The organism is Cupriavidus sp. UME77, assembly GCF_014170355.1.
In the GTDB taxonomy this organism is placed as follows: domain Bacteria; phylum Pseudomonadota; class Gammaproteobacteria; order Burkholderiales; family Burkholderiaceae; genus Cupriavidus; species Cupriavidus basilensis.
In genome coordinates, this window is the sequence record NZ_LZZU01000010.1 from 39,403 (window position 1) to 52,739 (window position 13,337).

7 protein-coding genes and 1 tRNA gene are annotated in these 13,337 nt (G+C 66.2%); 3 read left to right on the forward strand and 5 right to left on the reverse strand.

Annotated features, from left to right (window positions below):
* Positions 1–12: 12 nt before the first annotated feature.
* Complete coding sequence (locus A9975_RS04215) at positions 13–4,893, reverse strand: NAD-glutamate dehydrogenase (protein ID WP_183031528.1); 4,881 nt, start codon at positions 4,891–4,893, stop codon at positions 13–15.
* A gap of 367 nt (positions 4,894–5,260) precedes the next feature.
* Between A9975_RS04215 and A9975_RS04220 the strand changes: the two genes are divergently transcribed.
* Positions 5,261–6,775 (forward strand): acetyl-CoA hydrolase/transferase family protein, encoded by a 1,515-nt coding sequence (locus A9975_RS04220; protein ID WP_183031529.1) that lies wholly within the window; start codon positions 5,261–5,263, stop codon positions 6,773–6,775.
* Positions 6,776–7,186: 411 nt separating this feature from the next.
* On the opposite strand, the gene A9975_RS04225 is transcribed toward A9975_RS04220, so the two are convergent.
* The 4 genes from A9975_RS04225 to A9975_RS04240 all read right to left on the reverse strand — a co-directional run bounded on the left by A9975_RS04225 (position 7,187) and on the right by A9975_RS04240 (position 10,563).
* On the reverse strand, positions 7,187–7,534 hold the full coding sequence (locus A9975_RS04225) for a hypothetical protein (protein WP_174422737.1): 348 nt from the start codon (positions 7,532–7,534) through the stop codon (positions 7,187–7,189).
* A gap of 303 nt (positions 7,535–7,837) precedes the next feature.
* A complete protein-coding gene (locus A9975_RS04230; RefSeq protein ID WP_183031530.1) occupies positions 7,838–8,812 on the reverse strand; it encodes a tripartite tricarboxylate transporter substrate binding protein BugE in 975 nt (324 codons plus the stop codon).
* 337 nt (positions 8,813–9,149) lie between these two features.
* Positions 9,150–9,225 (reverse strand) — tRNA-Lys (locus A9975_RS04235).
* Between the two features lie 63 nt (positions 9,226–9,288).
* Positions 9,289–10,563, reverse strand: coding sequence for a DUF2252 family protein (locus A9975_RS04240; RefSeq protein ID WP_183031531.1), 1,275 nt, complete (start codon positions 10,561–10,563; stop codon positions 9,289–9,291).
* Between the two features lie 210 nt (positions 10,564–10,773).
* Between A9975_RS04240 and A9975_RS04245 the strand changes: the two genes are divergently transcribed.
* Both A9975_RS04245 and A9975_RS04250 read left to right on the forward strand, forming a co-directional pair.
* A complete protein-coding gene (locus A9975_RS04245; protein ID WP_183031532.1) occupies positions 10,774–11,682 on the forward strand; it encodes a LysR substrate-binding domain-containing protein in 909 nt (302 codons plus the stop codon).
* A gap of 143 nt (positions 11,683–11,825) precedes the next feature.
* Positions 11,826–13,211 (forward strand): 8-oxoguanine deaminase, encoded by a 1,386-nt coding sequence (locus A9975_RS04250; protein WP_183031533.1) that lies wholly within the window; start codon positions 11,826–11,828, stop codon positions 13,209–13,211.
* Positions 13,212–13,337 lie beyond the last annotated feature (126 nt).

Below are 13,337 nucleotides of genomic sequence, written 5' to 3' on the forward strand. Positions count from 1 at the left end.
CCGCGCCTGCGTCTACCCGGCTTGCTGGCTGCGTTCCAGCAAGCCGATTTCCCGTACCGCCACCGACAGCATCGACAAGCCGGCCGCGCCCGATGCGCGCTGATCCGCCAGCATGCGCGAGAAGCGTTCGATCTGTGCCTGGCGCCCGCCGCGCCATGCCTCGATCAGTTTTGCCGGCGTATCCAGTTCCTGTGGCTGCGCCAGCACGCTGACCGTGAGCGCGCGCTTGAGGCGGTCGAGGTCTTCGAGCGTCGTGGTGCGCGCCAGCAGGTCCCAATGGCTGTCGGCTGGCAACGCCAGGGCGCGTTCGCGCAGCCAGCTAAAACTGAACTCCGTATCGAGCGCGAAATAGACGCCCGCCACCAGCGCCAGGCTGCGCTGCGTGGCCGCTGCCACATCGGCGATATCCAGTGCTGCCGCGGAGATTTCCCCCGCAGCCACGCGCAGGGCCAGTTCATCGTCCACGCCGGACTGGCTCAGGTCCTGCCGCCATTGCGCCAACGCGGTGGCCTCTGGCCCGGCCAACAGTGCGGGTAGCTGTGGCGTGAGCCAGGCCGCGGCTTCGGCGTAGCGCGCGCTGTCGCCATCGGTGGGGCCGCCCGCGTGTGGATGCCGCAGGAACCACAGGCTGGCATGGTCCAGCAGCCGTCCCACGGCGACGAACATGCGCGCCTGAACGGCATCGTCGACCTGGTTGTCCAGCGCGTCGATGCGCAGCCAGAGCGGATCCAGGCCGAACACGTCGCGCGCAATCAGGCAGGCGCGTACGATGTCCGCGGGCCGCGCATCGGTTTCTTCCTGCATGCGGTGGACAAAGGTGGCGCCGATGCGGTTGACCAGCGTGTTGGTGAGGTGCGTGGCCAGGATCTCCCGGCGCAGCGGATGGCGCAGCATGGTGTCGGCGTGCCGCTCGCGCAGCGGCTGCGGGAAATAGGCGGGCAGGAGGCCGGCCACCAGCGGGTCCTCCGGCAGCGCGGATGTGAGCAACTCGTCGTACAGCCACATCTTGCTGTAGGCCAGCAGCACCGCGCGTTCGGGCGAGGTGAGGCCCTGCCCGGCGGCCTTGCGCTCACCCAGTTCGTCCTCGGTCGGGAGGAATTCCAACGCGCGCTTGAGGCGGCCGGCGCGCTCAAGCCACCGGATCAGCCGGCCCTCCGCATCGAGCAGCGCCGCGGCGTTGCGCCCGGCAACCGACAGCGCCTGGCTTTGGTAGTAGTTGTCCTCGAGCACGAGCAAGCCGACTTCGTCAGTCATTTCCGCGAGCAGCTTGTTGCGTTGCTTCTCGGTCATTTCGCCATCCGCCACCACCAGTCCCAGGAGGATCTTGATATTGACCTCATGGTCGGAGCAATCGACGCCGGCAGAGTTGTCGATCGCATCGGTGTTGATGCGCCCGCCATTGCGCGCGAACTCGATGCGGCCAAGTTGCGTGAAGCCAAGGTTGCCGCCTTCGCCCACCACCTTGCAGCGCAGCTCGGCGCCGTTGACGCGCACCGCGTCGTTGGCGCGATCGCCCACTTGCAGATGGCTCTCGCGGCTGGATTTGACATAGGTGCCGATGCCGCCGTTATAGAGCAGGTCGACCGGTGCCAGGAGGATCGCGTGGACCAGTTCGGCGGGCGAGAGCACGGTCGCGCTGATGCCAAGGCTCGCCTGCACCTCCGGCGTGATCGCGATGGTCTTGGCGGTGCGCGCAAACAGCCCGCCGCCGGCGGAGACCAGGCTCATGTCATAGTCGGCCCAGCTCGAGCGCGGCAACTCGAACATGCGCTGGCGCTCGCGCAAGCTGGCGGCGGGGTCGGGGTTGGGGTCGAGGAAAATATGGCGATGGTCGAACGCGGCCACCAGCTTGATATGGGGTGACAGCAGCATGCCGTTGCCGAACACGTCGCCCGACATGTCGCCGATGCCGGCGACGGTGAAGTCCGTGGACTGGATGTCGACGCCCATCTCGCGGAAATGGCGCTTGACCGACTCCCAGGCGCCGCGCGCCGTGATGGCCATCTTCTTGTGGTCATAGCCGACCGAGCCGCCCGAGGCAAACGCATCGCTGAGCCAGAAGCCGTACTCGGCGGAGATCGCGTTGGCGTAGTCGGAGAAGCTGGCCGTGCCCTTGTCGGCGGCGACCACCAGATAGGGGTCGTCGCCGTCTTCACGCACCACCTCCGGCGGCGGCACCAAGGTGCCGGCGACGCGGTTGTCGGTGACATCAAGCAGGCCACGCAGGAAGGTCTGGTAGCAGGCAATGCCTTCCTGCAGGAAGGCGTCGCGGTCGTTCGCTGGCGGCGGGCGCTTGACCACGAACCCACCCTTGCTGCCCACCGGCACGATCACCGTGTTCTTCACCATCTGGGCCTTCATCAGCCCCAGCACCTCGGTGCGGAAATCCTCGCGCCGGTCGGACCAGCGCAGGCCGCCACGCGCCACCGGGCCGCCGCGCAGGTGCACGCCTTCCACGCGCGGGGAGTAGACCCAGATCTCGAACATCGGGCGCGGCTCGGGCAGGCCGGGCACCAGCGCGGGGTTGAACTTGAACGACAGGTAAGGGCGCGGCCCGCCGTCGGGGCCGTGGCGGAAATAGTTGGTGCGCACCGTGGCGTTGATCACGCCCAGGAACAGGCGCAGGATGCGGTCTTCATCAAGGTTGGGCACTTGGTCCAGCTCCGTGCCGATGGCTTGCTGCAGGCGCTCGCAGCGCGCGGCGCGGGCGCTTTCCGTGGCGGGGTCGAAGCGCGCGACGAACAGTTCCACGAAGCGCGAGGCGATAGCCGGGTTGCCGGTCAGCGCCCGCTCGATATAGGCATCGCTGAAGGTCGACCCGACCTGGCGAAGGTAGCGGGCATAGGCGCGCAGGATGGTCACATCGCGCGCGGCGAGCTCGGCGCGCAGCACCAGGCGGTTGAAGTCGTCGTTCTCGATCTCGCCGCTCCAGGCGCGCGCGAAGGCGTCCTCGAACAGCGCCTTGATGCGCGCGATATCGGCGCCAAGGTCGATGCCGGCCGCAACCCCATCGGCCATTTCCAGTCCGAAATCATGGACCCACACCGGTGCCGCGCCGTTGGGCTCGATCAGGTAGGGACGCTCTTCGTCCACGCGCACGCCAAGGTGCTCCAGCATCGGCAGGCTGAGCGACAGCGCGATCGGCTCGCGGGCGCGATAGACCTTGAAGCGGAATGCGCCGGGCGCGGCTTCGATGGGACGGTACAGGTTCATGGCGATGCCGCCGGTGGCCTGTGCCGCCTCCATCAGCTCGATGTCGCGCACGGCGATGCGGGCCGGGTAGTCCTCGCGGTAGCCGGCCGGGAAGGAGTCGCCGTAGCGGCGCAGCAGCCGGTTGCCTTGCTCCTCGCCGGTGCTGTCGAGCAGGGCGGCGGCAAGGTCGTCCTGCCAGCGGCGGGCGGCTTGCACAATGCGCTCTTCCAGCTCGTCCGGGTTGACCTCAGGCATGGTGCCAGGCTCGCCGCGCACGATCAGCTGGATGCGCGCGAGCGGCGACTCGGAGAGTTGCGGCGTGAACTCGCAGCCGTTGCCGCAAAAAGCGGTCATCAGCAGCTTCTGGATGCGCTGGCGCAGATCCGTGTTGTACTTGTCGCGCGGCACGAACACCAGGCAGGAGACGAAGCGGTCGAAGCGGTCGCGCCGCACGAACAGGCGGATGCGCTGATGCTCCTGCAGGCGCAGGATGCCCAGCGTGATGTGGAACAGTTCGTCTTCCTCGGCCTGGAACAGTTCGTCGCGCGGGTATTGCTCGATGATGGTCACCAGCGACTTGTAGAGATGACCCTTGGTCAGGAAGCCCGCGCGCGCCAGGATGTTGCCGAATTTGCGCCGCACCAGCGGGATGTCCTCGCACGACATCATGTAGGTGGTGGACGTGTAGAGGCCCACGAAGCGCCGCTCGCCAAAGAGCTTGCCGTTGGCGTCCGTCAGCTTGATGCCGACGTAGTCCAGGTAGCCGGGCCGGTGCACGGTGGAGCGCGAATTGGCTTTGGTCACGAAGATCGGCGACCTGTCTTCGATGACCGAAGTGGCCGCCGCGGGCAGCTCGGTCAGTGTCTCCTCCTCGGGAGGGTGCAGGCGTTCGCTCAGGATGCCGGTGCCGGAGCCGGGCACGCCGCGCAGGTAGTAGCGGTCGTCCTGGACGACCAGTTCATAGTCGCGCTGGCCGAGGAAAGTGAAATGCTCGTCCAGCATCCACTGCAGGAAGGCGCAGGCTTCCTGTGTATCGGGCTGGTTGCCATCCGGGCCCTGCGCCAGCGTGTCGATGGTGGCGCGGGTGATGGCGGTCATTGCCGGCCAGTCCTGCACCGCGGCGCGCACGTCGCCCAGCACGCGGGCAATGCCGTTGCGCAAGGCCTCCTGCGTGGCGGTGTCACCGCAGCGGTCCACTTCGAAATGGATGAAGGATTCGAGCCGGGGACCGCCGGCGGGCTCGCCCGCGGTGGTGTCGCCCTCGCCACCCAGGCCCACCTTGGCGATGGTACCGTCCGCGTTGCGCCAGACCCGGAAGACCGGGTGGATCGCGGAATGCAGGGCCAGCCCCAGCCGGTTGATCTCCATGGTGACGGAGTCCACCAGGAACGGCATGTCGTCATTGACGATCTCCACCACCGAGTGGTCGGAGTGCCAGCCGTGCTGCTCGAGGTTGGGGTTGTAGACGCGCAGCCGCGCATTGCCCGGGACAAAGCGCTGGGCGGTCTGCCAGTGCGCCATGACCGCGCCATAGAGATCGGCCACGTTGCGCTTGAGCAGGTCTTCGGCGTCGGCCAGGTCGTAGTAGTGCCGCAGGAATGGCTCGGCCTGGACGAACATGTCGCCGGGCAGGCGGCCCTGGGCGAACTGCATCAGGTCGGCCAGCAACTGGGCCTGTCGCGCTTCGCTTTCCGCCAGCATGGTGTCTCCCCCAGACGGCTGTTTTGGCAGTCCGTTGCCGGCACAGGCACCGCGCGACGCGCGTCGTGTGTTGCCTGCTTCCTGGCAGCATGACCGTGCTAACTACTGTAGAGCATAAAGGGCGGCACCGCGCACAATGTGCGCGGGCTGGCCTGGCCCGCTCCGGGCTGGCGCGGACGTTGCGATGTATGAGATTTACGACTGGTTTTCATGATTTTATATCGCCGCAGGAATGTGCCTGGCGTGGCTACACTGCCTGTCTGCGCCTTACCCGCCGGTAGGAAGCGCGAGCCGAGCTGGGCACCTGGCCTTGCCGCGGCGCGCGGCGCGGCCTTTCTGGCCGGGACGGGCATCATGGAGACATAAGATGTACAAGGAACGTATCCGGCTGGCCAGCCTGCTCGACAAGGTCATGCCGGCCGAGGCCGCGGCGGCGATGATCCGGGACGGCATGACCGTAGGCATGAGCGGCTTCACCCGCGCCGGCGACTGCAAGGCGGTGCCGCAAGCGCTGGCCAGGCGCGCGGCGCACGAGCCGCTGCGCATCACGCTGATGACTGGCGCTTCGCTGGGCAACGACACCGACAAGATGCTGGCCGAGGCCAATGTACTGGCGCGGCGCCTGCCGTTCCAGGTGGATGCCACCTTGCGGCGCAAGATCAACGCGGGCGAGGTGATGTTCATCGACCAGCACCTGTCGGAAACCGTGGAGCAACTGCGCGGGCGCCAGATCGCGCCGGTAGACGTGGCGGTGGTGGAGGCGGTCGCGATCACCGAATCCGGCGGCATCGTGCCGTCGACTTCGGTCGGCAACTCCGCGAGCTTCGCGATGCTGGCGCAGAAGGTGATCGTCGAGATCAACCTCAGCATGCCGGCCGGCCTCGAAGGCCTGCACGACATCTACCTGCCGACGGCGCGGCCACATCGCCAGCCCATTCCGCTGGTCTCGGTGGATCAGCGCATCGGCTTGCCTTTTATTCCGGTGGACCCCGCGAAGATCGCCGCCATCGTGATCACGCAAAAGGACGATAGCCCATCCAATGCGTTGCCGCCCGACCAGGAAACGCGCCAGATCGCCGGGCACCTGAACGATTTCCTGTCGCATGAAGTGCGCTCAGGCCGGCTGGCGCCTTCGCTGCAGCCGCTGCAGGCCGGCATCGGCACGATCGCCAACGCCGTGCTGCATGGCCTGGTCGATTCCCCGTTCCGCGATCTCACGATGTATTCGGAGGTGCTTCAGGACAGCACGATCGAGTTGCTGGACGCCGGGCGGCTGCGCTTTGCCTCTGCGTCATCGGTGACGTTGACCAGCGCCGTCTACGCGCGCTTCCTGGCAGACCTGGAGCGATACAAAGCGCGCGTGATCCTGCGCCCGCAGGAGATCAGCAACCATCCGGAGTTACTGCGCCGGCTCGGGCTGATCACCATCAACACGGCGCTGGAGTGCGATATCTACGGCAACGTGAACTCCACGCACGTGGGCGGCACGCACATGATGAACGGCATCGGCGGGTCGGGAGACTTCGCGCGCAATGCGCATTTGTCGGTGTTCGTCACCAAGTCGATGGCAAAGGCCGGCGCCATCTCCAGCATCGTGCCGATGGTGTCCCACGTGGATCACACCGAGCATGATGTCGACATCATTGTGACCGAGCATGGCCTGGCCGATCTGCGCGGCCTGGCGCCGCGCGAGCGCGCGCAGCAGATCATCGCTAACTGCGCGGATCCGTTGTATCGGGAGTTGCTGCGTGATTACGTGACGCGCGCCACGCGCCGCGGCGGGCATACGCCGCACCTCATCGAGGAGGCGCTGGCCTGGCACGTGCGCTTGCGCGAGGAAGGCACGATGGGCGGCACGAAGGCGGCCCTGGCCGCAGCCTGAAGCGGCTTGCGCTTGGGCCTTCCTTGTTGCTTTGCGGCCTTCATCCCTTGTTCGGTATCCCTTATCCCTTGAAGATGAGCACGGCCAGCACCAGGGAAGAAGCCATTAGGAGCAGCAGGTCTAGCATGATGGTCTCCGAAAGGGAGAGGTCCGGGATCGCGAAAGGGTAAGGCTGCGCTACGGTTCACGCTGTAGGCAGCCTTCCGGATCCATTCTCGGATATCTCTCACATTTCCACATGCGGCGCCATCTGGCTCAGATGGCGTTTCAAGCGGGCGTTTGGCATTGCCGTGGCGATCCCGTTGGCTGATCTTGCCTGTTCCCTGCAGCCCGGAAGGTGCGCTGGCGCACCTTCCGGCGAGACGGCCTGCTTGTTGCCTGCCGCCTGCCGCCTGCCGCTTCCGCCGCGGCTTACTGCTTGGCCTTGGCGCCGTCCGTGTACGGATCGAACTTGCCGGCCTTTGCGCCGTCCGTGTATGGATCGGGCTTGCCGGCCTTTGCCCCGTCCGTGTAGGGGTCGGCCTTCTTCTTGGTGCCGGAAGCGTTCAGGTTCGACTTGGTCGATTTCTTCGCGCCATCCGTGTACGGATCGAACTTGCCGGACTTGGCGGCGCTCTTGTTCGGGTCCGTCTTGTTGGTATGGGCGCCGCCATAAAGGTCGCCGCCATCGGTGTAGTTCTTCTGGGCGTGCGCCAGTTGCACGCCGCCAAAGGCGGTGAGGGCGGCGATGATCAGGGCGGGTACGGTCTTGTTGCGCATTTTCATCCTCGTGAGTAAAGCTTGGGTAGTTCGAGAGCAATGGCCACGGGCAGGGGGCATGGCCGCAAATATGGTCGTCAGACCAGGGTGACTCTACCGACTTGGGATGACCCTGCGAAGTTAATCTTTCTTCCCACTGTATTGAACCGCTTATTGGCCTGGCCGGCTATGCGCCAGATCAAGGCAAGCGTTGTTTTCAGGGGAGGCGGAAAGGGAGGGGCGAGGCGGGATTGCCGAAGGCGCGAGCCCTGGCAAGGCCCGGCTGCAAGGCAGCCGGGCCGTTGCGACGTTACCGGTTACCGGTTACTCGAGGGTAATGTTCTGGTCGCGTGCGATCTTCTTGCGCATATCCAACTCGCGCTTGATCTGCGCGGCGTATTGCTGCGGCGTGTTGCCGTCAGGGTAGGCGCCGCTTTCCGCCAGGCGGCGTTTCACGTTCGGGTCCTGCAAGGTCTTCACGGCAGCGTCATGCACCTTGGCGATGATCGCGGCAGGCGTGCCGGCAGGTGCCACCAGGCCGTACCAGGCCATGTTGTTCATGTCCTTCATGCCGGCTTCGGCAAAGGTCGGCACATCGGGCAAGCCGTCCACGCGCTTGGGCGCCGCCACCGCGAGGGCGCGCAGCTTGCCGGCCTGGATGTGCGGCATGGACGAGGGCAGGTTGTCGAACTGGCCGCTGACCTGGCCTGCCAGCGTGTCGTTCAGGGCGGGGCCCGATCCACGGTAGGGAATGTGGACCATGTCGGTCTTGGTCAGGAACTTGAACAGTTCGCCGTCGAGGTGGGAGATGCTGCCTTTGCCTGCCGACGCATAGCTGTACTTGCCGGGGTTGGCCTTGACCAGCGCGATGAACTCCTGCAGGTTCTTGGCCGGCACCTTGGGGTTGATCGTGAGCACGTTCGGCACATTGACCAGATTGGTAATGGGCGCGAAGTCCTTGATCGGATCGTAGGGGTTGCGGGCATTGGTGGCGGGGTTGGTCGCCATGGTGCTGACCGTCGCAACGCCCAGCGTGTAGCCATCGGGCGCGGATTTGGCCAGCGCGTCGGCGCCGATTGCGCCGCCGCCACCGCCGCGGTTTTCCACCACCACGACCTGGCCAAGCTCACGGCCGATGCCGTCGGCCACCGCGCGGCCCACGATGTCCGTGGTGCCACCCGCGGCGAACGGCACGATCAGGCGGATTGGCTTGGTCGGGTAGGTTTGTGCAAAGGCGCTGTGGCACAGGCCAAGAAGGGCCAGGCAAGCTGCGCTGCCGACATTCAATACTGCTTTCAAGAGAGGCTCCCGAGGGTTCTAGGTCTAATGACGGCCCGGGCGGGCGCGGGGGGTGGGGCACGGCGATCTGCGTCGCGCTGTTGCCCTCGTTCCTGCTTGCCGCGGGACGCTGGAGATGTCGGATGGGTTCCGTGATGCGGAACCATGTTCCGCATTGTGCTCCAGGCGCAATTCAACCGTGAAAGCGTAGCTGGCGGAATTGGTATCAACCCGCGTATGCGTCGCTGCGTGGGAAGGGTGGCCCAAGGTTGCCGCGCCCCCTGGAGAGATCCGGCGGGGTTTGGCGCGCCAATGGAAAAAGCCGGAAGCATTGCTGCTTCCGGCTTTTAGAATTCGCTGGTGGGGCGTGAGTGACTCGAACACTCGACCTACGGATTAAGAGTCCGCTGCTCTACCAACTGAGCTAACGCCCCAACGAAGTCCAAGATTGTAGATGACGATTTTTGACTTTGCAATAGCTGTTTTGCAATTTGTTTTTAGATATGTGCCTCCGGCCCAAGCGCGAATTTGCGGCAGTGTTCGAGGTAGCCGACCTCATGGCTGGCGATCAGGTCCAGCACGCTGGTCCATAGCCAGGACGGCGCATCCAGCTGCTTGGAGCGATTGCGCGCCAGCTCGCCCAGCCAGCTGCGCTGGGTGGCCAGGTCCATCTGGCGCGCGTGGGCGTTGCCGACCACCTCACCCAGGTACCTCGCTACGCGGCTGGCTTCTTCCTGTGACAGCGTCTCGATCTCCAGCTTCAGGTCCTGCGGCAGCAACTCGCGGATGAAGACTGCTTTGTCGAGCAGCTGCGCGGAAAGAATGCGATCGCCCAGTGCCGGCGAGAGATGGCGGGCGCCTTCCACGACCCGCTCGCCATTGCCGCGCGGCATGTTCACCTTGGGGTAGCCCGGCGCCGCAGCGTTCACCGCTTCTTTGATATCGATCAGGCAGATTTCGGGACTGGGGCTGTCATTGCTGCCAACGGACAGCAATACGGCGAAACGCAATCGTCCCAGCGAGCTGCAGCCCTTGACCCAGTAAGCGGCGTCCATTACCTCCACGCGCGCGCCGTCGTCGCGGGAGGTCAGCAGCGTGGCGAGGTGGGCGATCTCGCGCCGCTCGAAGAGGGCACCGATTGCGCGCCGCTCGTCCGCGGCGAGGCGCCAGAACCGTTTGCCGAGTGGAATGGAGGGCGTGGTGTCCTGCAGCCGTTCATGGGCGAGATGCTTCCATCTGCGCCCCAGGGCCAGGCGCATCACGGTACGTACCGCGGCAGGCCGGCGTGAAGTCAGGCCTGCCGCGGCATCGGGATTATCGAAAGCGCTCTCGTAGCCCAGCACCAGGCTTTCCAGCATGCGCGCGGTGATCACGCCGGGCAGGTCCGAGCCGCGCGCTGCGGTGGCCAGCGACAGCGCGAGGCGGATCAGGTCGTGCGCCGGGTTGCCGATCACGGTCTGGTCAAGATCGCGGATCTGGATGTCGACGCGGCCCTGGATATCGGCGATCGGACCAAGGTTGCCCGCATGACAGTCGCCGCAGATCCAGATCGCCGGGCCCTCGGGCAGGGTGTGCGGTTGCTTGGCCTCCAGCCATTCGTAGTACTTGCGCGTGTTGCCGCGCACGTACGCGTGGGCGGAGCGCGCCATCTTCAGGTTCCGGCACCGCATCAGCGCTTCCTGGCGTTTTGCTGGGCCGGGCGGGCGGGGTTCGCCGCCATGCTTTGCGCCGCGCTTCGTGACGGGCTTCTTGCTGCTTGTTTTCGTGGCCATGGAAGTCGGAGCGCCGGGCGCTGACAGGATATCGAGGTGGGCCGGTCGCCATCGGCCGGCACCTGATGCCAGCGTACTCCATGCCGCCTGAAATGGCTGTCAGCGCAACTCGGATTTCGTGCGCCTGGCCAGCGGCTACAATGCGCTCGTCTTCCCAGGCGCGCAATGTCGCTGCCGCGCTGAATCCAACGCCCGAGTCCGGAGCCCGTCATGCATGCCAGAGTCCTGCGCTACCTCGACGAGGTGGTCAGCCGCGGATCGATCCGCCAGGCCGCGCTGCATCTGCACGTGGCGCCGAGCGCGATCAACCGGCAGATCCTGGACCTGGAGGCGGAGCTGGGCGCGCCGTTGTTCGAGCGCATCAACAAACGCCTGCGCCTGACCCCGCTAGGCGAGATGGTGCTGGCGCACGTGCGCCAGACGCTGCGCGAGCACGAATTGCTGCGCAGCCGAATCGAAGCCGTGAAGGGCGTGCGCCAGGGTGAAGTCACCGTGGCGACCACGGCCGGCCTCGCCGGCTCGCTGATGCCGTCGCTGGTGCATGCCTTTCGCCAGCAGTACCCGGGCATACTCGTGCGCCTGCTGGATCTGCCCGTGGCCGACATTGTCAGCGCTGTCGAGCGCGGCGATGCCGATCTCGGTCTTGCCTACGATCTTCCCGATATCGCCGCCTTCCGCATCCTGGCCAGCAACGACTGGCATATCGGCGCGGTGGTGGCGCCCGGGCATGCGCTGGCCGCGCAGCCGTCGACGCTGCTCAGCGAGTGCCTGGCCTGTCCGCTGATCCTGCCCGCGCCGTCGATGTCGATTCGCGCCATCCTCGATGAGGCCTTCGCGCGAGCCGCGGTCGCGGTGTCGCCGGTCACCGAGACCACTTCGACCGCGCTGATGCGCCGCCTGGTCATGCTTGGCGCCGGCATCGCCTTCCTGAATCCGCTCGACGTGCTGGAGGAGCGGGAGCGCGGGGCGCTGGCCTGGGTGCCGCTGCGCGATGGCCAGCTGCCGTGCCAGACACTGCGGCTGGTTGCGCGTGCGCGCAATCCGCTGAGCGCCGCGGCGGAACTGATGGCCGAGCGGATTGGCGAGGGCCTGGTGGCGTTGTTTGCTGGCGTGCGCTAGCGGAGTTGCACCTGGCTGTGCTGTTTTTGTGCACACCGTCGGTGGAAATCGATGCTTTGCCAAGGCCTGCCGGCGTCTTAGACTGTGTGGGCCTGGCCGCATGACGTGCCGGGTATTTTCGCCACCAACCTGAAGATCCCGCCATGCCCCTCATCCTTATCAATGCCGACATCCTGGTGACCATGGATGCGCAACGCCGCGAAATCCCGGGTGGCGCACTGGTGGCGCAAGGCCCGGTGATCGAATGGGTGGGCGCCACCGCCGAGCTGCCGCCGCAATACCGCCGTCTGATCGGCGAGGGCGGTGCCGAGGTGATCGATATGCGCGGCAAGGTGGTGATCCCCGGGCTGGTCAACACGCACCACCACATGTACCAGAGCCTGACCCGCGCCGTACCGGCGGCGCAGGACGCCGAGCTGTTCACCTGGCTTACCAACCTCTATATGTTGTGGTCGCACCTGACGCCGGAAATGATCGACGTGTCGACCCGTACCGCGATGGCCGAGTTGATGCTGTCCGGCTGCACCACCACCAGCGATCACCTGTACCTGTATCCCAATGGCTCGCGCCTGGACGATTCCATTGAAGCCGCGGCGGCAATGGGCATGCGCTTTCACGCCGCGCGCGGATCGATGAGCGTGGGCCGCAGCAAGGGTGGCCTGCCGCCCGATTCGGTGGTGGAGGAGGAGCACGCCATCCTGAAGGACAGCCAGCGACTGATCGAGCAGTACCACGATGCTTCGCGCCACGCGATGCTGCGGGTGGTGGTGGCGCCGTGTTCGCCGTTCTCCGTCTCGCGCGACCTGATGCGCGAATCGGCGCTGCTGGCGCGCAACTATGGCGTGTCGATGCACACCCACCTGGCCGAGAACGATAACGACATCGCCTACTCGCGCGAGAAGTTCGGCCTCACGCCGGCCCAGTACGCCGAAGAACTCGGCTGGGTCGGCCCCGACGTGTGGCATGCCCACTGCGTCAAGCTCGATGATGAAGGCATTGCGCTGTTCGCCCGCACGGGCACCGGCGTTGCCCATTGCCCTTGCTCGAATATGCGCCTGGCGTCAGGCATTGCGCCGGTGCGCACAATGCGCGATGCCGGCGTGCCGGTCGGGCTGGGCGTGGATGGCAGCGCGTCGAACGATGGCGCGCATATGCTGGGGGAGGTGCGCCAGGCCATGCTGCTGCAGCGCGTGGGCTACGGGCCCGCCGCCATGAGCGCGCGCGAGGCGCTGGAGATCGCCACGCTGGGCGGCGCGCGCGTGCTGGGCCGCGACGATATTGGCGCGCTGGCGCCTGGCATGTCGGCCGATTTCGTGTCCTTCGACATGGCGCAGGTGGGCTACGCCGGCGCAGGCCACGACCCGGTGGCGGCGCTGGTGTTCTGCACGCCGGGCAATGTCGCCACCAGCGTGATCAACGGCAAGGTGGTGGTGCGCGATGGCGAGTTGCAGACGGTGGAGTTGCCGCGCGTCCTTGCGCAGCATCGCGGGCTCGCGCGTGAACTGTTCGAGCGCGCCAGGCAGGGTTGAGGCAACAATGGAATGTGCCGCGCGTGCGACCCCTCTGGAGAGGGGTCGCGGCATATCTGTAATGTATTCACACTAGGCCCCGGGTCGTTCCCTGAACGCCCCTGACCCTTCCCCAGCCCGCCATCG